This is a genomic window from Spirochaetae bacterium HGW-Spirochaetae-1 (assembly GCA_002839375.1).
In the GTDB taxonomy this organism is placed as follows: Bacteria; Spirochaetota; UBA4802; order UBA4802; family UBA5550; genus PGXY01.
In genome coordinates, this window is the sequence record PGXY01000011.1 from 168,970 (window position 1) to 190,519 (window position 21,550).

Annotated in this window: 12 protein-coding genes; 8 read left to right on the plus strand and 4 right to left on the minus strand. The window is 48.7% G+C overall.

Annotated elements, in window-relative coordinates; all coding sequences use genetic code 11:
• Positions 1-9: 9 nt before the first annotated feature.
• Entirely contained in the window at positions 10-1,098 is a 1,089-nt protein-coding gene (locus CVV44_21490) for a hypothetical protein (GenBank protein ID PKL35383.1), read from the minus strand.
• A 307-nt stretch (positions 1,099-1,405) separates the two neighbouring features.
• Here CVV44_21490 and CVV44_21495 point away from each other — a divergent pair, with 307 nt between their 5' ends.
• Positions 1,406-1,618, plus strand: a complete 213-nt coding sequence (locus CVV44_21495; protein PKL35384.1) for a hypothetical protein — start codon at positions 1,406-1,408, stop codon at positions 1,616-1,618.
• 63 nt (positions 1,619-1,681) lie between these two features.
• Positions 1,682-2,518 carry a uridine kinase gene (locus tag CVV44_21500; protein ID PKL35385.1) on the plus strand — a complete coding sequence of 279 codons (837 nt, stop codon included), beginning with the start codon at positions 1,682-1,684 and terminating at the stop codon, positions 2,516-2,518.
• 86 nt (positions 2,519-2,604) lie between these two features.
• Here the strand turns inward: CVV44_21500 and CVV44_21505 are convergent, their stop codons facing one another.
• On the minus strand, positions 2,605-5,088 hold the full coding sequence (locus CVV44_21505; protein PKL35386.1) for a hypothetical protein: 2,484 nt from the start codon (positions 5,086-5,088) through the stop codon (positions 2,605-2,607).
• Between the two features lie 322 nt (positions 5,089-5,410).
• Here CVV44_21505 and CVV44_21510 point away from each other — a divergent pair, with 322 nt between their 5' ends.
• The 3 genes from CVV44_21510 (at position 5,411) to CVV44_21520 (ending at position 8,656) form a co-directional block, all read left to right on the plus strand.
• Entirely contained in the window at positions 5,411-7,201 is a 1,791-nt protein-coding gene (locus tag CVV44_21510; GenBank protein ID PKL35387.1) for a hypothetical protein, read from the plus strand.
• 86 nt (positions 7,202-7,287) lie between these two features.
• A complete protein-coding gene (locus CVV44_21515; protein ID PKL35388.1) occupies positions 7,288-7,803 on the plus strand; it encodes a cupin fold metalloprotein, WbuC family in 516 nt (171 codons plus the stop codon).
• A complete protein-coding gene (locus CVV44_21520) occupies positions 7,661-8,656 on the plus strand; it encodes a DUF72 domain-containing protein (protein PKL35389.1) in 996 nt (331 codons plus the stop codon). Before CVV44_21515 ends, CVV44_21520 begins: the two co-directional genes overlap by 143 nt.
• Positions 8,657-8,685: 29 nt before the next feature.
• Here the strand turns inward: CVV44_21520 and CVV44_21525 are convergent, their stop codons facing one another.
• Positions 8,686-9,228, minus strand: a complete 543-nt coding sequence (locus CVV44_21525; protein ID PKL35390.1) for a hypothetical protein — start codon at positions 9,226-9,228, stop codon at positions 8,686-8,688.
• A gap of 156 nt (positions 9,229-9,384) precedes the next feature.
• Positions 9,385-11,022, minus strand: coding sequence for a hypothetical protein (locus CVV44_21530; GenBank protein ID PKL35391.1), 1,638 nt, complete (start codon positions 11,020-11,022; stop codon positions 9,385-9,387).
• Positions 11,023-11,610: 588 nt separating this feature from the next.
• Here CVV44_21530 and CVV44_21535 point away from each other — a divergent pair.
• The 3 genes from CVV44_21535 to CVV44_21545 all read left to right on the plus strand — a co-directional run bounded on the left by CVV44_21535 (position 11,611) and on the right by CVV44_21545 (position 21,543).
• Complete coding sequence (locus tag CVV44_21535) at positions 11,611-15,918, plus strand: hypothetical protein (GenBank protein PKL35392.1); 4,308 nt, start codon at positions 11,611-11,613, stop codon at positions 15,916-15,918.
• 66 nt (positions 15,919-15,984) lie between these two features.
• Entirely contained in the window at positions 15,985-16,182 is a 198-nt protein-coding gene (locus CVV44_21540) for a hypothetical protein (GenBank protein PKL35393.1), read from the plus strand.
• Positions 16,183-16,365: 183 nt separating this feature from the next.
• The gene (locus tag CVV44_21545) at positions 16,366-21,543 is read left to right on the plus strand and encodes a hypothetical protein (protein ID PKL35394.1); all 5,178 of its coding nucleotides are present in this window, start codon (positions 16,366-16,368) and stop codon (positions 21,541-21,543) included.
• Positions 21,544-21,550: the final 7 nt, after the last annotated feature.

Sequence of the window (21,550 nt, forward strand, 5' to 3'; positions counted from 1 at the left end):
ACCTCGGGATTATTTAAGGTCTTCAATTGTATCGATCATGATAATATGAGTCAGGCCCCATGTTTCCCGGTCTACGTAGTAGTCCGACACGGGTCCGAGGCTTGAGCCGCCATGAGCGGGCTTTCCGTCAACCTTCGTGATGAGCATCATGTTTTTGCCGGCAGCGGTGTTGAAAATCTCACGGCCCGAGAACATGGCCCTGTATCCGTCGCAGGCCACGAAAAGAAACCAGGCGTCGGCTCCGCAGCCCGGAAAATTCTTTTTGAGCAGATCCCTCATCTCAAATCCCTGAGCATTTGATATCCCCTTGAATCCCTGCCCGTGTCCCGTTCGTACCCATCCGTTAATGGAAGCGGGCTTTACTCCGGCCGTTATCAGTTTCCTCATTTTTCTGTCATTGACGGTCATCACGGTATCGGAGCTGCACTTGATCCCCTTTTTCAGCGCGGGCAGTCCGGTTCCGTCAACCGGAATATCCCGCAGGACTATCTTTATAACGTTGTCGAGATAGCGCGAGGTGTCAGGCTCGGCTGGACAGACAAGGCGCAGTCCCTGCACATTGCCTTTATGCATGTTCCAGGTGTAGGCCTTGCCTTTAGTCTCTTTCGAGGGACGGAGCTCTTTCCGGTGAAAGGCCAGTACGACGGGACGCGAATCATCCGCCATGGTGAGTTCTCCGTAGCTGAAATGTTTCTGTTTGCCGTCGGCTGCGATAAAGGTAACCACCATGTCAAGGGGGCGGTCAAAGGCCGCGGTTTTCGGTTTTTCCGGCGCCACGCCTTCCAGTATGTGCAGGACCGGAATCCCGGCATAGCGGTATGTTCCTTCAAAGGCGCCCGAGGGGGATACTTCCCTGGTGCGGAGGTAAACCGGGGCGAAGGCATTCAGGGCGCTGCTGTCGAAGGTATAGACTTTTTTGGTCAGCCCCGAGACCTCAAGAGTGACTCCTGATGCCACGTCTGTTTTTACTGCCAGGGGTGTTGCGCCGGTTACGGCCATAATTTCCACATAATTTTTTTCACCGGCGAAAACGAAAAACGCCGTCAGGCAGACAAGTGCAGTTATGATTGCGCTCAGTGCGATATGCTTTCTGTTCATGTATTGCAGTCCTTTTTTTGAAAAATGTCCGGGAGTTCGATGTCTGTACCGACTTTATTTTGCCTTCCCTGTGGTACATTCTGTAATAAGGGGAATTATTCGGTCAATAAAAATTGTAGTAAAAAGTAATATATAGTAAAATACTACATTAAAAATGAAAAAACATACAAATACTACTATGAATATAAAAATAGTACCTGCATTGAACCCGGAAACACTGTACAATAGAGCGCCTCTATTCATGGTAACAAATGATTGACTGTTTTTTCGGGATATGATAGATTCGTTACTGATAAGGAGAAAAACCATGGCTGGAAAAATATTCTACCGGGAAAGAAGAAAAGTTGAACGGGGCGAGAAAAAGCCGCGATTCATGGTAGCGGCCGTGTATGACATGGACCTGAATGTCACGGCCGAGCATTTTAAGAAATCCGAGCTGGAGCAGATTGCGGCTGCAACAGGAGCTGAACTGATCCTCTTAACCTCGGAAGAGAAATCAAAAAAATACGGCGAAAAATAAGTGAACCGCTGTTTTTCTTGAAGGGAAACAGATGTATACAGGGAACATTTCCGGAGACGTTCAATGGCATTGATACGCGAAAAAGACGGCAGGCGCCTGCACATTAAAAGCAAACTCATGGGCGAAAGCCTGGTGAGTAAAACACTGCTCGATGACCTGAAGGTGGCTCCGCAGCAGCGCCTCTTTCCCGACGTCAATATCATGAAGGTGGGAGGGCAGTCCATCTCCGACCGGGGCGCGAAGGCTCTTCCCCAGGTCATGCGGGAGATCGGAAGTAACAGGGATCGCCATAAAATGCTGGTCACAACGGGCGGAGGAACCAGGAGCAGGCACATATATTCCATAGGCATGGAACTTGGCATGCCCACGGGTATGATGGGAAAATTCGGCAGCGCCATTTCCGAGCAGAACGCCCTTCTCGTGGCCACACTTCTTTCACAGTGGGGCGGCATAAAAATCGGTGCCGACCAGATACTGGAACTCTCGCTGTATTATGATCAGAAGGCCATACCCGTAATGGCCGCCATGCCGCCCTATGATCTCTTTTCCATTCCCTCAAAAAACGGGAGAATACCCAACCTGAGGACGGACTCGGGAACCGTCATACTGGCCGATCTCATCGGCGCGAAGAGCTGCATATTTATTAAAGATGAGAAGGGGCTCTATACCGATGATCCGAAAAAGAATCCCGACGCGGTTTTCATACCCGAGATCACGGTAGAAGAACTGATTGCAAGGGACCTCAATGATCTTATTGTAGAACGGACCTGCCTTACAATCCTCCAGGACAGTGAAGTGGTTGATTCAATACAAATCATTAACGGCCTCGAAGAGGGAAACATCACCAGGGCCCTTGAGGGCGAGCATGTCGGGACCATAATACGTTCAAGTAAAAAGTGACGGACCGATTTCTCCCTCCGCAAAGAAAAACCCCGCTTATGAAAAGCGGGGTTTCGTTTTATCATGTTTTTTAAAAAAGACTGTAATCAGATGCGTACTACCTTGACCGTATAGGTCCTGGTTGTAACACCGTCCTCGGCGGTCACCGTGATGTAGATGTAATTTGAGCCCCAACCGAAATCAATGTATTGCGACTCGCTGCCCGAAGCGACGGTTTGACCGTTTACCTTGATTGTGGCTCCTGGATGGGAAGCCGTAGGTGTAACGCGAGTGCCGCCAATCCATAGGGGGATCCAGTCGTCGTAATAAGTTGTTGTTGAAGAAAAGCCCGGACTAAGATCAACGTCACGAACATACAGGCCTGAGAGATAGGCGTTGTTGCTTTTTTGCCTGGTGACTGTTACGGTATATATCCTGACTGTAACACCGTCCTGGGCGGTCACCGCAATGGTGATAGTGTTGGTTCCCGTGGCCAGGCTTATGGCCTGCGATGCTGAACCGGAAGCAACGGCGGTTCCGTTGACCTTTACCGTGGCTGTTCCATCTTCAACGCGGGGGGTAACGGTCATGGAGGTAATCGTGTTGGCAACGGTGGCGCTGTATGATGTGGTTCCCGCGGCAAAGGTCGGCGACAGGGTTCCCTGCGATATGGCCAGGCCCGACAGGTTCGCATTGCTGCTCGCCTTCCGTGTCACGGTTACCGTGTAGATTTTCGTGGTTGTTCCGTCCTGGGCCGTGACAACGATGCGGATCGTGTTGCCGCCCACGAGGAGGTTGCTTACTGTAACTGCCGTGCCCGAGGTGGCGGCCACGCCGTTTACATCTATCATGGCGTGGGATTCAGCCGTGGTGGGCGTGACGGTAAGTGATGTTATGGCATTGGCTACTTCAGCGGTATAGCTGAGCGTTCCTGAAGTGAAGGACGGTGTCAGAGTTCCCTGTGAAAGTGCGATTGCGCTGAGATCGGCGATATGGCTGCCCAGCCGTTTCACTGTAATGGTGTATGTGCAGGTCGTTTCATCCTCGGCCGTTACTACTACCGATATAAGGTTTGTGCCAACGTTGAGGCTGATGGGGGCCGATGCGGCGCCTGAGTTGACTGCAGTTCCATTGACGGTTATGGTTGAGAATGGGCTGTCTATTGTGGGTGTAACCTGAATAGAAGTTATGTTGTTATCCACTTCCACGGAATAATCGAGTTTGTCGGCGTTAAAAGCGGGAAGCAGAGTGCCTGTCGATACGGTGAGTCCCGACAGGGTGACGGTGCTGTCGCCGATTCTTCGGGCGGAAATTGTATATGTTTTTTCAGTGCCGCTTTCGCTGTCATCAACTGCGATGGTTATGGTTGTATAAGAATCGGTATCAAGCGTGATGGGCTGGGAAGGATAGCCCGATTTCACCGCCGAGCCGTTTACGGTAATATCCATGTCATTACCGGGAACTGACGGGGTTACCGTTATGGACGCGATGTTTCTCGGTACCAGTATGGAATATTCCAGTGTATCAGGCGAAAAGGCAGGTGTCAGCGTGCCGGCTGATGTGGAAAGGTGAGATAGCTCCGCGCCGCTTGCCGGTTCCATGCTGCCGATGAGGGAGCGGAAGTACCCAAGTATGCCGATAAGACCGCCCATCATATCGTTGTCAACGTCAAGGACATTTTCGCCGTTCTCGTCTATGGTCTGATAGCCGTCAATATATGTAGCCAGGTCATCGTAGGTCAGCATGGTATAGTCTTCCCCGCTCAGGAGGGGCACTATCATGATGGAAAAACTTTCACCGGAATACTTCCGCAGTTCTTCAGAAAGGAGAGTGTACCTTTGTACCATATCGTCAAGGGTTGACGGAATGACCTGGGAGCTTATATTGCCGTTCAGGGCCATCTGAAGGGTGTATATTGAGGATTCAAGGTCTGATATGATGCCCTGGATGCTGTCGTCGGCGGCAAAGAACTTGGAAAGGTTGTAAGTCGTAAAACTGCCGATGGAATTCAGGGTGGTGATGATATTGTTTATATTCTCAATCTGCTTGATAATATTGAGTAGACCATCCAGGTTCGACCGTATTTCAGTATTGTAGTCTACCAGCTCCTCCATGTCCATTACATTGCCGAAAATGGCGGCAAAGTTATTGACATAGGTAATGAACTCTTCCATGGCCTGGTCCGCAGCACCGTCGCCGTTGAGGTCAAGGAAATTGAGGCTCTTTAGCGCAATATAAGTGTTCAAGTAATCGTGAATTTTAAGCAGATATCTGGATATGTCAAAAACCATAGTCCTGGTCAGGTCATTCTCTTCCATTTCATGGGTTGCCTGATAGAAGATTTCAGAAATGGCAGTGCGCAGGGCCTGGTCGAGTTGATCTTCTATGACAGCGGGGTCATTGCTGGTGGGGTTCCCGGCTATGGTAGCCAGTTCCTCCAGGGATTTCTCTATCTGTTGCGTGGTCGTTGCTTCCCGTTCGGAGGCATTATTCACACTGTCACTGCCACAGTGAATATTCAGGGTGAAAATCAGCAGGACGAATATTACGGTGGATATGCCTTTTCGGCTCAACTTTAGAAGATGTTTCATGTTATGTGTCCCCACTGGTATAAAGATAGATTACTACAAAAGTACGTCCGGACGGAATTTTTGTCAAGTGGCTATTGACAAAAAGTGCTAAAAAGAGTATCTATATAGTAGGATTTTAGATACAAGAATGGACATCGGACTGGTTGGTGTATATAAAAAAAGCAAGTAAAATGGGAAAAATATAAAATGTGATAAAGTAATCTTATTTTGTATTTTTTTTAAACAAAATGTAATTTATGTATTTACAAAAAGAATGAAATTAAACAGTCTGATCAGCCGGTTATAAAAAAGCCTTTACAGGCGGTACCGGCAGCCTGAATAGATGTATCAGCTCATATGTGTTTTGCCTATGTTAATGAAAGTCACCTATAAGACAATGCTCTTCCTTGCCTGCGCCGTAATTCTTTCATGCGGGGTGAAGGACGAGGATATTCACCTCACGGGGAAAGTGAGCATTCCCGAAGAGGCCGGCGATCTCACCACGCCGCGCTTTGTTGCCGTGGCCCGTAGCGAGGATTTCAGCCGCATATTCACGGACCCCCTGAACAGCATACTCGAGGTCATCCAGCTTGAGGAAAATTCCGAGGATTTCAGCATAGATCTCTCCGATAAGGGGCTTGAAGACGGTTCCGGCGTAATGATCCTTGCCTACACCGACAGGGATTTTACCAACTCCGTCCCCTTTCCGCAGAAGGACGACTACCTGGGCATCTATGTGAAGGAATCGTCCCTGGATATGTTCTACCAGCTCAGTAAGGGTGATAACTACGTGGAGATGGACCTGGACCGGCGTGTTTATGATTTTGACGCGAAAGTGACGGGAACCATAGCGGGCAATGAGAGCGGCGATGTGATTTTGGCCGCATACACCGGTGAACTCACGTCAATAAATTTCAGCGATCTCAACGCATCGAATATTATCGCCTATCAAGTGGAGAAGAAAACCAGCGCGCCGCTATCCTACACGCTCTCCATACTTCCCTATGGCCATAATGTGCCCATAAGCGATGTCTTTGTCTGCGCCATCCTGGACCGGAACAAAAACGGCGTTCCCGATGCGGGGGACCTCCTGGGATTCCATTCCGCCAATTCCTTCGGAACGCCCACGACAGTCACCGTAGATGAGGGAACGCTGGAAGGTATCGATATAAGTTTCGCCGCCGAAATCGGTGAAAGCGTCCCTGAAGACAAGCCCGCCATGTCCATACAGGGCAGTTTCACACCTCCTGCCGAGTACACTGCCGGAACGGGTGCCGTGTATATATTCGTTTCAAAGGCCGATACGGGATCGGCGGTATTCAGCAATGTTTTTGACGGCCTCCAGTATTTTGAAAGGCTCCCTGCCGGCGTGAGCAGCTTCGATATAGACCTGGCGGACACTTCTCTTATACCCGGCGACGCCGTAACGGTCTTCGCCATCTGGGACAAGAACAATACGGGCGGTTTCGTGGAGCCCGGTGCCGGAGACAAGGTGGGTGTGTATCAGAATAAATCCGACTTTTCCATGGCTAAGACCCTGGCGGAAGGGGGGAACACTCTGTCGCTGTCGAGCGGCTGGTCATTCAACCTCGACCGCACCATCTATGACCACAACATGGGTATCTCCTTCAAAATTGAAGCCGGGGATCTGGAGAAATATGATGTCCAGGCTCAACCCGTGACGGTCTTTGCCGTGGCCCGGAGTGGTGTGGATGATGACTGGAGCTTTACAATCGCTGACTGGCCGGATCTTCTTCCCGATTATGGAATCAACGACATGGACAAGATCCTGGGCATGGCTAATATTGTCGTGACGGATTTTTACAGATATTATACATTGAATTTTTTCTCCTTTATCAGCGATTCGCTTGTAAAGGATTCGCTTAATCCCACCAGGGAGTTTGATCCCGTCGCCATGACCATGGACAGCATTTACATTTTTGCCGTGCTGGATTCCAACAACAACGGTCTGCCCGATAACAACGAACGTCTGGGGTATTATTACAAGACGGTATGGCAGAATGTCAAGTATGTCTATTACCCCCAGTTTTACGGCATACCGGCTTATCCGCTCCTAAATGAAATAACCGAGCTTGATGACAAGGCCGTTCGCTTTTCCTCCGAGGAATACTGATACAGTCGCAGCGCATTGCTTGAAATTCCATCTCCTCTCCCAATATTGGATTGACATACACGCCGTTTCTGCTGCAAAATTATCCCATGAAACAGGAACAGCCATACCGGATTGTAAGCCTTGAGGAACTCCGTGAGCTCTCGACACTGGCCGCTTCCCTGCCGCGTCTCAGGAAAAACCTGAACCTTCATAAGCCTGAAGACCGCGTGCAGCGCTTTTTCAATGCCCTGGAGCCCGGAACCTATGTGCGGCCCCACCGCCACCTGGACCCACCCAAAGTAGAAACATTTGTCATTATTTCGGGATCTTTCCTGACCGTCATTTTTGACGATGATGGAAGTGTCACCGATGTATACCGAATCGATCGTGACGGCGGGGCTATTGCGATAGACATCCTTCCCGGGACCTGGCACAGCGTTGTCTGTGAACGCCCCGGCACGGTGTACTTCGAGGTGAAGGATGGTCCTTACGTCGCTCTTACCGATAAGGATTTTGCCCCCTGGGCCCCGGCAGAAGGAAGCGACGGAGCGCCGTCATATCTGGCCCGCCTGGAGCGTGAAGCCTTATTGTTTCTGGAGAGGGAAGGGCATGGCGGCGGATAATCTCTACCTGGGAACCTGCAGTTGGAAGTATCCCTCGTGGCATGGCCTGGTCTATTCGGCGCCGGAGCCGGAAAACTACCTGGAGGAATACGCCCGGGTATACAATACCGTGGAGGTGGACCAGTGGTTCTGGTCCCTCTTCCCCGGCGCGAAAATAAAGCTGCCCGAAGAAAAAACCGTGCATGAGTACGCCGAATCGGTGCCGGAAGATTTCCGCTTTACCGTCAAGGTGCCCAACAGTATTACGCTGACGCACTACTATCAGCGTCACAAGGGGGAAGGGCTCGAGGAAAATCCCCAATTTCTTTCGCCTGAGCTTTTTGCCCGGTTCATGGAAACAATGGATCCCCTGAAAGGTAAAATAGGGGCGCTGATATTTCAGTTCGAGTATCTCAACAAGGCAAAAATGGCAGGGCTTCCGGCCTTCCTGGAAAAGATGGAACGGTTTTTCGACGCCGTTCCTCGCGATGTGGCCTGTCTCGTGGAAACAAGAAACCAGAATTATTTAAGGGACGAATATTTTTCATTCCTGAACCGCATGGACCTGGGCCATGTTTTTCTCCAGGGATATTACATGCCCGATATCACGGAAACCTACCTGTCATTCCAGGGCCTGATACGGAAAATGACCATGCTGCGCCTCCATGGCTATGAGCGCGACGACATGGAAAAGAGGACCGGGAAAAAATGGGACCGTATCATTGAAAACCGCGATGATGATCTGAAAAATATCGCCGCCATGGTGCGGGATCTCCTGGGCAGAAAGATAGTCACCTATCTCAATGTGAATAATCACTACGAGGGGTCGGCGCCCCTTACCATTAAAAAGCTCGAGGCACTGCTGGCCGGGTAGACTGCAGTTTCATGCTGCAGTCAATAATTTCACCGGCAGGTCTGATCGACCACGATGAGCTTGTCGGTATTGAATCCCTTTTCCCGGGCTGACCGGACCAGCATCTCATAAGTTTCCTTTCCCATGGTCCGCTCCCGGCCCAGAATCCAGAGATATTTCCGCGAGGGAAGGCCCACTAGGGCGTAGTTGTAATCCCTGGTGTCCAGGTCGATTATCCAGTAATCACTTGAAAAGGGACGGAAAAAGGAAACCTTCAGTTTTCCCGGTTCTGCCGGATCGGGCGTCCAGGCCCTGCCGCGGGCCGTTTTCGGCGTGCTCCTATCATCCTCCCTGATGCCTCTATTAAGTACTGTTATGACGCTATTATCGATTGAGTAGGTAGCCGTTATACAAACGAGACCCTTCTCGAAGGAGTTAGGAAGCCTGGCTATTTCATACCAGGTGCCCAGGTATCTCTCCAGGTTCACGTTTTTCTCCACTGAGAGCGGCGGGACCGGTTCAGGGGATACACAGGCGATGCTGCAGGCGTTTATCATAACAATGGCAAAAAATAGAAGGGGGTGTTTTCTCATATTATTCCTCCGCTAGAGAGCGTTTCAGCACTGTGGAATATTATAGAGGGGATATCTTCGGTTGTCAATAAAGGAAGCTCTGTATTTATATGTAGCCTGAAATAAAAAAGGGGTGACCCTTTCGGGACACCCCCTGTTGTTCAGTTACTCTTCATGTTACGCTGTGGCCTGCAGCCTTTTTTTGTTATATAAGGATACGGCCATGATGGCGCCTACCAGCAGCACCAGAATCCCCGAGAGCATCATACGGTTGCCCGTTGTTGTTCTGAGGAGGTATGCCGTCAGCGTGGAATCGGCAACTCTTTTTAGCTTGATGGATTTGATGTTTATGTTGGCGTCATATTCATTTTCCAGGTAGCTGTCATTGATCCAGGTAAGATAGATGGTGGCGTTCCCTTCGGGAAGAACTATAGTCGTGGAGCCCTTCATCCATTTTACATCGTGGGCTGGAATCATGACCGTTTCCGATGCGTTGTCGGAGTTCACTTCCAGTTTGAATTCCTTGTACTCAGGTGCCAGACCAAGGGAAGACTTGTTTTTGGCTGTCACGATGAGTTCGTATTTTCCGCCCTTGAGGTTGTTGAAATTGTATCCGATAGTCTGGTCGGCCCAGGCTGTCCATGCCGTTCCCTTTTCAAAGAACCATCGGCCGTCTACATAAGCGTACTGGTCTCCTTTGCGGATAGTTTTTTTCAGCATTTTAGGCTCTTTTACTTTTGTAAGCAGGACCTGTTTGATTTGTACATTGGCGTCATAGGTGACATTGCCTTCTTGTTTGTAAAAGTCATTGGTCCAGAGAATATCAAGGGTTTTCCCTTGCGCCTTGTCCAGTTTAAATACCAGGCGGCCGCGGTTGTAAGCGGTGTCAGAGGCTTTGACTGACAGGGTTCCCAGCATTTTTTCATCGCTCATATCCAGGACGGTAAAGCTGAATTTATCATAGGATGCGGGTATTTTACCCTGGTTCTTGGCCACTATGACCAGCTTATACCAGCCCTCTTCTCCGCCGGTGATGTTGAGACGGAGACTCTGGTTTGCCCATGCGGTGTAAATACCGCTCTGTACGCGTCCACCTTCACCGATCTGGTCGCGAAGTGATGCGATTTCTTCACGCAGGTCCCGTATTTTATCCTGTGCCGCTTCAATGTCAAAGGCTGTCTTGTCGGCTTTTCCTTTATCTTCGGATTTGCCTTTTTCTTCATTGTCTTTCAGGGCTTTTTTTACATCGGCGCTGATTTCTTTGATCTCTTTGTCAAGCTCTTTGATCTTCGCCTGTACGGCCTTTTCAGTGTCCTGAGAGAAGAGTTCCTTTTCCGGGACTGTCATCCATCGGCCCTGCGTGGAGTCGATGGTGTAGGCGAGGTCAGTCTGTACCGGCGTATCGGCTGTATCGGTTTCTTCTGTTGTTGCTGCAACTTCTTCAATTGTTTCTTCCGGTTCTGCTACAGATTCATCATCGGTCGATGCAGTTTCAGATACGGTAGTATCCGTTGCAGCTGAAGATGTTGAAGTATCTTCACTGACAACCGGTTCTTCCGGTACGGGGATCACGGCGTTGTCGACTATGTCGCTCGCCTGTTCGACGGCGGCATTTTGTTCCGCTGCTTCGTCCGTACCGGTTGTAGAGCTGAGAATGCTCTCCAGGTTGGCATTATTGATCACCTGTGCCGCCGCATCCAGAAGGTCCTCGGGTGATTCACCGGGTCCCCCCAGCTGGTCGGTATTGGCTCCTCCGCAGCTTATGACGAGCAAGGCTGCGAACATAAGAGATAAAAATAATTTAATAATTTTCATATAGTTCCCCCTTTTTTAAGTTATTTCATTATAGGCTGGTTTTAAAAATATTCAATATTTATTTTCAGCCTTTTGGCCGTAAATTTAATTAGGGAACCTCTATAAATCATTATATGGATGTTCCCGCAAACATAATGCTGTGATTTACGCTGAATCCAGCCACTGCTCAGAGTATTTTTGACATTATGTAATGAATACAGATTAATAATAGTAACATATGATAAATACGTCAAGCAAAAAAGCCCGCACAGGCGGGCTTTTTTGTAAAAACATTTATTTGTTGGTATCTTCTTTATTAAATGAAGCTTTTTTTACTCTGAGCAAGGTTAAAAGGTTAATCTGCGAGCAGAAAATTTACTCTGAGCAAAGGGGAGAGCAAAGTTGACCAGGGAATAAATTTACTCTGAGCAACATTTTATAAGTAGATTTTACCGGATTCTCTGGATTTTACTCTGAGCAAGAAATTCAGTGTATTGCCGACCATGTAAGAGAAAGTATTACACAATATGAAGGGAAAAACAGGTATAGTATATACTTTTTGTATAGGTTGTTTCATTAATAGCTTGCCAGGATAGACAAAAATATGTTATGTTCATAAAAAGCCCGTCAAGGCGGATTAATGAATTGACGATCGATGAAATTTTTAGTATTTTTTTAGGAGTTGTCAAAAAAACCCAACCGGACGGGTTATATGACAAAAAAAGAAAAATGGATAGATTTTACGCAGTCATAAAATTTTTAAGGAGCGGCACCATGTTGAAACGACTTTACCTTATTATTGCGGTTTCATTCATTTTCGGTTTTTCGGCATGCTCACAATCTGACCTGGGTGTATTCCAAGACAACAATTCTACACCGGATTTTACGATTTTTACCTTGGTGGACGATTATGAGGCCCTGGGAGAAGCATGGGATTCCATCGATGGTGAAGCGGTAAACAGTGCGCTCACTGATGCCATTAAAAGTAATACCGATGAATTCGTTAATTTCTCTCAGCTCATGAGCGAAGTATTCGGTACTGAAGACATAGACGGCAGAAACCCCCTTCAGAACATCCTGGGTGAACTGGGTATAGTTCTGGAATGGATGCAGAGCAGAGATGATTTATATTATAACAATGAAGATATAGGTTCCTATTACTCCACGGCCGGCGGCAATGATTACATGACCGGTTTTTACAGCTTCATGGATACGATTTCCGACGGCTCTTCAGATGATGATTCCGATACGGTTATGGAAATTGCCCGGACTATTATGAACTACATCGTCAACAACTATGACGGAAAGGACCTGCGCAATGTCATGGACTCCCTTGTAAGCTCGCTGGAAGATCCTGACTTTCAGGAGGATTTCACGGATATCGCCAAGACGCTGAGCAAACTGCTTATGAGGGCCGATTATCCTATGTGGATTGACGAGGACGGGAATCTCGCCACCGATTATGATGATATGGGCTCCAGTCCTTACAGCAATTCGGGCATGGGTAATGCCGTACAGGGCGTGGCTAACCTTATTCTCGGCCTCAACGGTCTTTTTGCCGATGAGGATACGCAGAACCTCGTTTTTGACATGATCAGGGAAATGGGAGATATTTTTAATGCCACAGCGAACGGCAAGGATATGCCAAATGTTATGAAAGACCTCATATGTAATGTTGAGGATTATTTTACTGTTGGCGGATCAGTATATGCCGCCAATAGCGATTATAATGCCAATAACGCCACTACCTATATCAATTCAGATATCAAAACATCGTTGAGGGAGTTGTGGCCGGCCCTGCAGCAGCTTTTCATTAAAACCGGCAAATCCGGTTCCATACTTCATGATAGCGATGGTGATGATTCCCCAATCGATGTGATTATAAAATCACTGGGCCAGTTGAAGAATGACGGTATTGATTTCAGCGAATATGATATCAGGGGTTCTCTTGACAGGATGATCCGCTACGACGCTAATGGGAAAGAAAGGACTGTTGATGGGTCTAACATGTCCTATCTCGATCATCTTATTTTTGTCTTAATGGCATCGGGTACTGTTGGATATAAAGATGGCGGCGATACCGGTGAGGGCAATTATGACCACGGTCATGGCGCTGCTACGGGAGGCGTTTTAACTGTCAATGATTGTCTCTTCAGCATGACATCGGGTGAGACCTGTGGAATGAATACTTACACTTTATGTCTTGATTCACCTGATGGAGCTAATATACACAGGAGTAAAACACCCTTCAGTTCAGCTGCCAGAGCTTCATACAGATACTATATGTATTCCAATCATCCCGCAAACCTGCTTCTGAGTGGCAACTGTGTGGGTGATGCCGCCATACCGAACGGCGGCGTCGGTCTGGGGACTGTTGACCATTATGTCACGTACTGGCCCAAAGATCCCATCGGTGTGGGTGAACTCAACACTGGACGTTGGGTTCTTGGATGGTTGGCTCGGGTGGTCTGGTCTGGAGAAGGCCCTTACTATTATTCTCCGGAGAAGGCTGGCGGAGAGCCTGAAACTATTGAATTCGATATCGATAACAGCGGCACCAGTGAAACGTGCAACATATATCGCAGGGCCGACGGCAGGATATATGCCTACATTTATAAGCCGGGTGAAGATCCTGCTGCCTGGACCTATTATTATCCCCTCGATGGTGAGAACGATGCCGATGAAAACAGCGACGGCCAGCGAGACAACCGATATATGGAAACTTGGAATACCGATTATTATATGATCTGGAACAAGTATGGATTTCTGGGAGGAGACAATGGATATTTTGTTCCCGGTAATATGAGTGGAAGTGCCACTAACGCCGCATGTTATCAGATAACTGAAAAAATACCGGAAAAGTCAGCCTCACGCGAATGTTTAAGCCAAGAGGAGGCCATGTTTAAGAATTATCAGTGGCTGGCAAATGAGAAGCGCTTTACCTATGTCATGCCATTGAAAATAGCCGCTCTCGGGCTGGATTATGCGACGGCATTTATTAGAATTCAGGGCAACGGACTTCAGGGGTTGGCCAATGCGCGGAAAGGAGCCTCCAATGGAGCTTGGTGTCGTGGTTCAAATAACAATGCCGGTGATGTACCAGCGGCGGGAAGGGTGGCTGTTGAACTGAAGGCGGGAACAATCGTAACGTCCAGTTTGGTATGGGACACAATCCTCGGTGGAGGTTATGTGCTTCCTGATATCGCCGGTGCGAACTTCGGGCCAGTTCAGCGGATGGGTTTTATTGTTGAGAACATGATCGCCTCGGCTGATGCGGGAGTTGACGGTCCCTACTGGGAAAACAGGAGCAAAATACTGCCCGTCATGGCGGCTCTTATGGGAGAACTTCGCAAGCATACCTATTATGAAAAACCGGCAAGCAGCACCAATTATGCCTTTAATGATTCAGAAGATAACCGTTATCCGTTCAAGACCATCACCGACGGGCTTCTATCTGCCCTGGCCAAGCCCATGTATTATTACCAGAAGAACAGCGGTGACTATCCGCGCAACTGCTGGAAGCCCCGCGTTAACTCAACAACTTCCTATCTGAATCCGGATGATGACGATCCTGGCACTCGAATTGATCCCGAATTCGCACCGAAACAGAACAGGACTCTTCTCAGTCTGCTCAGCGAGAACAGTTATAAATCTCTGGACGGCATGATACCACTGCTTACGGGAACGGAACTGGTTCCGAAGCTGTTTACATTCCTGCAGGATCTGGGCGACAGTACCAATGATGATCCGGTCGATTTTGATATAAATGATACGGCAACCTGGGGGCTGAGACGGAAAATGAGTTACGGCCTGGAACAGATCGTGACTACTGTTAAAACAACAAAGACTGACGCGATGACCAGCGGTTACATTTCTACAAATGCCTACGAACCATGGCAGTTCGCCACGGGCCAGAGTGCCGACGCAGCCGGCGAGTATCAGAGCTATACCGGCGTGCGCGATGTTGATCTTGTTCTTGACGAGGGCCTCTATGCATTGGTGGGGCATAATTATGTAAGTGACCTGTTTCCCGGCAAAGGACTGGCCGCCTATCCCGACAACGGGCAGCGCGTCATTGACGAGCGGCTTCAGACCACCGGTGTGGTGGTGAATGAGGAGCTTTCATGCACGGCTGTCGTGAATGGAACACTCAGTGTGAAGGCCGACGGTGTGGCTATTAACGTCGCTGATTCCGGCGGGGTCATCAGCGGCACTGACGTGAACGGCACCGGTACGCTGGACTATAACACCGGGGAAATATCCTTCATATTGAACGGCATCCATGAAGGCAAGACCATAACATGCTCCTATACTTTCAATCAGGACTGGGTTGCCTTTAATGATGCCATATCGACGCTGGGGGATTTCCTCAGTCCCACCGGTGAGGCCACTATTCTTGAGGATGTGATAGATATTATGAAAACATCGCTGGCCGGAATCACCCTCACGGAAGATGAGGTCAAGGGATTCATCTATACCGTGGGTAAACTTCTTGCCCGTTATGAAGAAGGGACGGGCTGGATATATGCCGGAGAGACGGATTATGACAGCCTGTATAAAATCCTGGCCGTATATCTGCCGGAGATGCATCACATCATCAGGGATGTGGACGGTAAAAATTACGGTGACCTCCTGACCCTTATATCTGATATGATGAAAGAGGGCGGTATGGTGGATGCCGTTATTGATTCAGCCCAATGTTCGGCGGATCTCGAGCAGATCCTTGACGAGACCAGGACTCTGCTGGGTGAAATGAACGATCCTGATTCACGGTTCAATTCCGGTGATCAGACACTCTGGGATGTTCTTGGCAATCTGCTCGAGGACATGGCGCGGACCATTCAGGAAACCAATGACGGCGGGGAAGATGCATTGAGGCAGCTGTATACTGATTATGGATTTCAGTATAACGGTTGATTATAAAAAGGGATATCCGGCGCATCGTCCGGATATCCCGCTTGTTTTCCCTGTTCAGGATGAATTATGAAATTAAATGTTAACAAAAAAAGAGAAGAAAACAGGCAAATACAGAGAGTAAAGAGGGTTTTATTTTCCGCTTCTGGGTATATCGGTTTATCAAAGTTGATTGAACCGGTACCGGTCAATATGATTCACGATAGCGGTACCGTGTTCATTTCGTTGAATCATTTTATGAATAATTTTATCTATTATTTTGAGTAGGATAGGAGTACATTTTAAAAAAGTATTGCCATGGGGAGGTGTTTGTCTAGAATAGAAAAAACCGAACGGTCAGACTTATTTTTATTGACGAATAGTCAGGCGATGATTATTTTTTGATGTAGAATAAAAAACCGTCCGGATGGTTGAATTTATTTTAGATAACACTGTATCAGGAGTGTCGTTATGATGAGAAAAATTATTACACTAATATTTCCCTTTCTTCTGCTCCTTTCCGCCTGCTCGGAATCCCAACTGGGTACATTTCAGCAAAATGAACCGGATCCTGATTTTGTTCTCTTAACCATGATGGAAGACTACGGAAGTCTGCAGGAGATTTTCGACACGGTCCTGAGCAAGGACGTAAATAAAAAACTTTCGGAAACCATTAAAGCCAATTCCGATGAATTTGTCGATTTTCTGGCAATGACCAGAGATATTCTTGGTATCGTCGATGAGGAAAATGACAGAAGACTTATTGACAGTGTTCTTATCGAACTGGAACAGCTCATGGGATACCTTGTGGACAGTTCGCCCCGCCATTACAATAATACCGCTATAGATTCCTATTATTCACAGAACGGTTCGGGCAGTGATTATCTCCTGGGTTTCTATCACTTCCTTGACAAACTTTCGCAGAGTGACGCAAATATCGGCGGTGACGCTTTGGCCGTAGGGCACGCAGCGATGCAGTATATCCTCGATAATAATGAAAATATAGAGGTACAGAATACGGTGCAGGGACTTATCGATATCGTAACCGATGACGACCCTGAAGACGGTTTTAAGGCCGACCTCGTCGATATCTCCGAGACGTTGAGCAAGCTCCTCATCCGCGGCGACTATCCCATGTGGGTCGAGTCTGATGGAGATCTCATAACCGATTATGACGAAATGGTTTCCGGCACCAATACGGGGCTTGGTAATATGGTGAAGGGACTGGTCTCCCTTGTTCAGGGTCTTTCCAAAGTCATGATGTATGATCCCGTGGCGAAGGAATATCTTTTCGATATAATCCGCGAAGGCGCGTCCCTGGTTTCGGAAAACAACGCCGTAAAACTGGAGAAGCTTGCATGCAACCTGGAAAGCCACTTTACCAAAGGCGGTGACATTTACGAAAGCAGTGACTATAATAATCCCAACGAAGACGGCGACGGAATTTATGTCAATGCTGAACTGGGCAATACCCTGCGGGAGATGTGGCCCGGTCTGCTGAAGCTTTTTATCAGCGCCGATAAGGATGAGTACTCGATCTATAAAAATGACAGCGGCGTATCTCCACTGGAATACATAGTACAGAAAATCGGATATCTGAAAGAAATCGGTATTGATTTCTCCTCGGCCGATTACGCCAACGGTGAACTGGAGCAGTCTGTGCTCGATATGTTTACCAGGGACGGCATGGGACGTCTTCGCAAGACCGATTCCGAAGCCTATGATGTTTCATATATCGATCATCTCCTCTTCGCCCTTGTTGCCTCGTATAATTTCGGTTACCTGGCCTCCGACAGCGATGATGATGATCCTGTTTCCAACCACGGATTCGGCCACGGGGAAGTCACGGATGGGATTATAACGACCAATGACTGCATGTATTCCCTGGGTAACGGCTATCTTCTGCTGGAGGATATGACCAACGCGTATGAACTGGCCCTGGCGAAACGGATCGATCAGTCCGGTCATATCGGACGGAGCCACAGTTCTTTCAGGTCTCCGGGAGAAGACGAGGAAATGTCAAGAAAATTCTATATGGGTGCTGATTATCCTCCCATGCTCCTTCTTCCCCCTACCTGCGCCGGCGATTCCGGTATACCAAACGGAGGAAATTCCGGTATAATCCCCACTTCCGATGAGACCGTTGTGGGAGGGGATAACGATTATCGAACCTATTATCCCCGTACCGGCAATGGTACGGGCGAACTGAATACGGCCCGCTGGGTCATGGGTTGGATAGCCCGGGCCTGCTGGGAAGGTGAAGGTCCCTATTATTATGCTCCCGAAAAGGCCGGAAACTCCGCGCCGACCCTGACCTATGATTACGACCGGGACGGCACAGCCGAGCTCTTCCGCCTGTATAATAAAGCCAACGGCGACGTTTATGCCATGGTCCACAAACCGGACCCCAGCGACGCCTCTACCTGGGTATATCTCTATCCCACGAACGACTCTGACGGTGAGGAAGTGGGTGATTATTATGCCGATGAAAACGATATTTCCAATAAAGGAAAGGTGCTGGCAGAGGAAGTGGCAATTAACGGAACAACGGTATCTCACCGGCTGTATAATACTCCCGTGGTACCCGGTTCGGTGAAGATCGAGCGCACGGAGAAAAATACGCACGACTTTAATTCCGGTGACATTACCTGGACGAACAACGGAGAGGGGAACAGGTCTGTGCTTATAGACAGCCAGTTGTCAAATCATCCGGTGATAGAGGGCAGTATCAATCGTATCCGTGTTAAAGAGGCTTATAATCTTTTTAATCTTTATAACGATTCCGCTGACATTTATTTCAAAGTGAATGCCGATGGTACCCTGACACAGACCTATGAAAACGGCACAGCCGTTTCTTCAGCTCACAATTGCATTGCGGCATCCGGTTTTAATTATGCGACCGGCGAATTCTACCTGCTGCTTTCAAATCCCTACTCCTGGGCTGATGAAAATGGAGACGGTCTCATCGAAGAAGACGAAAAGGAATATCTAAATTATAAAGTAACTCATGCCGAGACCTGGTACGAATCCACAAGCGCCAGCGCCGTCGATGATGGAAGCGGTAATATAACCGGAACCGCCTTTTCCGGGACCGGGCATATCGATTACGGAACGGGCAGGATAACCGGTACCCTGACCTCAACTGCACTGGTTTACTGTGATTATTCCATTGCAACGATATCGGCTCCAGGTATGGCCTTCGACGGTAAACGGCAGCGTACAAACCGCTACAGGGCCACCTGGAAAAGCGATTATTATCTGCTGGAAGAAGGAACTAAAGGGAATTACTGTCGGCCTCCTATGACGGAGAACGGCTCTCGATATGTTGAGGGAACAAGCGGTGATGACAAGTATCTGCTTCTTCCCGGTGAACAGCGGGCCAGCCGATTTACCTTTACGGAAAAAATTGCCGAGAATGACGACGTGCGGGAATGTTCTTCCCAGGAAGAGGCCATGGTCCGTAACTTCCAGTGGCTCATGCTGGAGAAGAAGTACACTTTTATCATCCCCATGTGGGTATATGCTTTAAATATGATCCACTCGGGGGCCTTCATTGTAATTGAAGGTAACGGCGTGCTTGGACTGTCCAATGCGAAACCGGGCGACTGGACCGGTAAGTGGCTCTATGACCGGGCCAATGACGGGGAAGGCTCCAGGGAAACGGGAAGATCTCCTGAATACTATGAGTCGGATGTGCCCGGAGACGCCAGGATTATCGTCCTGATGCGGGAGCATAATCTCATCGATATGTTGGGCCTGGCTGTAGGGATGAATCTCGATGTTATCTGGAACAACATTCTTGGCCGCGGTCATGTGCTTCCCGACGCCGTCGCTTCCAATATCCCTCCAATTCCGCGTATGGCCTTTTTACAGGAAAAACTCGTGCCCTCCGATGCGACAGGGAATGAAGTTGAAACCTATTACAATGCTTATGATGAAGATGCGGGGACGTGGCAAAGCGGATCATGGGGCGAGGCATGGTCTCACAGAAGCAGGCTCTTCCCGGCTATTGTTGCCCTGGCCGGGTCGTTGCATGAAACCACCTATTATGAGCCCGCGGCGACCGGTCATGATTATAACTGGGGAGGAAATCATAAATATCCTTTTAAAGATCTTCTTGGAAGCCTGGTGCCGCCGCTGGCGAAACCCATGATGCGCTACCTTGATGTTGAAGGCGGACGCTGGGTCGGACGGATCAATCAGGGGTATGACTCCGGTACGGAGGAAGGTGCACTGGAATATCTGACGCCGATCTGCACCGCTCCCGGCCTTTCAGGCCAGTCGAATGTGGATCCTATCGACATCGACCATCGTCCCCGGCGCGGCCTGCGGATGCTTACCAGCTTCCTGGCCGAAAACGAGACGAAGCAGTGCGACGGGCTGGTGCCGGCCATGGCGGAGAAATCAATTGTGACGAAACTTCTGGCTATGCTTCAGCGCATGGGTGACAGCAGTCTGCTCAACGGTCTCTACAGCAATGCCGACGGTAAAAAACATGCCACCCATGACCTTTTCAGCGGTCTTGAACAACTGGCGACTGCCGTCAAGACCACTAAGGGTGAAGTTATCGAGAAAGAATGGAATGACCAGGGTTTCAATGACAATAAGTGGAAATGGATGTTTGCCGAGGGTGAGGACCTTAATGACGAAGGTGAATACGATAATTTCAGCGGTGTTCGCGATGTTGATATAGTGCTGGATGATCTGATCTATGCTCTGGTGGGTCATGATTATGTCGACGGTTCCGGGTATGAAGGCAAGGGCCTGGCTGCGCTTCCCGATGACGGTCAGAGAGAGCTGGATGAACGCCTTGCTCTTAATGGATTTGTAGTCCAGGACAGTCTGGCCAATGATCCGGTTCCGGGAACTCTGTCTATTACAGTCGAAGGTGTCGGAACTGCTACGGATAACGGAAGCGGCGTTATCACCGGTGATTTTCTGTCGAGCAACGGCACAGTCGATTATGATACCGGTGATATCTATTTCGTTCTGGATAGCAATGTGGTGGGTGATGATGCTTCCGTTCTTAAAGTGAGGTGTGCCTATACTTTTAACAGGAACTGGAATGATTTCTATGAGGATGTGGCCGATATGGAGGAATTCCTCTCAGCCGACGGAAAATACGCCATAGTGGAAAATCTTATCAATGTCCTCGATGGCGCTCTCGCCATCAACGAGGAATTTACCGATAAGGAAGTGGCCGGTTTACTGTATACCGTGGGTAAGCTTTTGGCTCAGTATGATGGCGATTCGGGGAAATGGATATACCACGGAGAGGAGGGCTTTGATTACCTCTATACGATTCTGCACGATTACCTGCCCGTGATACATGAGACGATTAAAGATCCGACGGGCCACAATTACGGTGCAATGATGACGCTCCTGGCGGACATGCTGAAGCCCGGCGGACTTATGGGAGCGGTTATGGATTCGGCTTATAGTTCAGCTGAATATGAAGAGATATTTGATGATCTGCACAATTTTCTCATTGAGGCCTCAACGCCGGGAACCTCGATAAATAGAAATATCTGGCCTGTACTGGTTGACCTTCTGGAGGATCTTGGGAAGGTGGTGCAGGAGACTAATGAGGGCGGCGAAGAAGCCGTTAAAGAAGTATTTGAAAGCTACGGTTTTCAATATAACGGTTAATTTATGC

Bases quoted from the DNA above. Each gene is read 5' to 3' on its own strand.
- CVV44_21490 (PKL35383.1), bottom strand. From the start codon at position 1,098: ATGAACAGAAAGCATATCGCACTGAGCGCAATCATAACTGCACTTGTC.
- CVV44_21495 (PKL35384.1), top strand. From the start codon at position 1,406: ATGGCTGGAAAAATATTCTACCGGGAAAGAAGAAAAGTTGAACGGGGC.
- CVV44_21500 (PKL35385.1), top strand. From the start codon at position 1,682: ATGGCATTGATACGCGAAAAAGACGGCAGGCGCCTGCACATTAAAAGC.
- CVV44_21505 (PKL35386.1), bottom strand. From the start codon at position 5,088: ATGAAACATCTTCTAAAGTTGAGCCGAAAAGGCATATCCACCGTAATA.
- CVV44_21510 (PKL35387.1), top strand. From the start codon at position 5,411: ATGTATCAGCTCATATGTGTTTTGCCTATGTTAATGAAAGTCACCTAT.
- CVV44_21515 (PKL35388.1), top strand. From the start codon at position 7,288: ATGAAACAGGAACAGCCATACCGGATTGTAAGCCTTGAGGAACTCCGT.
- CVV44_21520 (PKL35389.1), top strand. From the start codon at position 7,661: ATGGTCCTTACGTCGCTCTTACCGATAAGGATTTTGCCCCCTGGGCCC.
- CVV44_21525 (PKL35390.1), bottom strand. From the start codon at position 9,228: ATGAGAAAACACCCCCTTCTATTTTTTGCCATTGTTATGATAAACGCC.
- CVV44_21530 (PKL35391.1), bottom strand. From the start codon at position 11,022: ATGAAAATTATTAAATTATTTTTATCTCTTATGTTCGCAGCCTTGCTC.
- CVV44_21535 (PKL35392.1), top strand. From the start codon at position 11,611: ATGTTCATAAAAAGCCCGTCAAGGCGGATTAATGAATTGACGATCGAT.
- CVV44_21540 (PKL35393.1), top strand. From the start codon at position 15,985: ATGAAATTAAATGTTAACAAAAAAAGAGAAGAAAACAGGCAAATACAG.
- CVV44_21545 (PKL35394.1), top strand. From the start codon at position 16,366: ATGATGAGAAAAATTATTACACTAATATTTCCCTTTCTTCTGCTCCTT.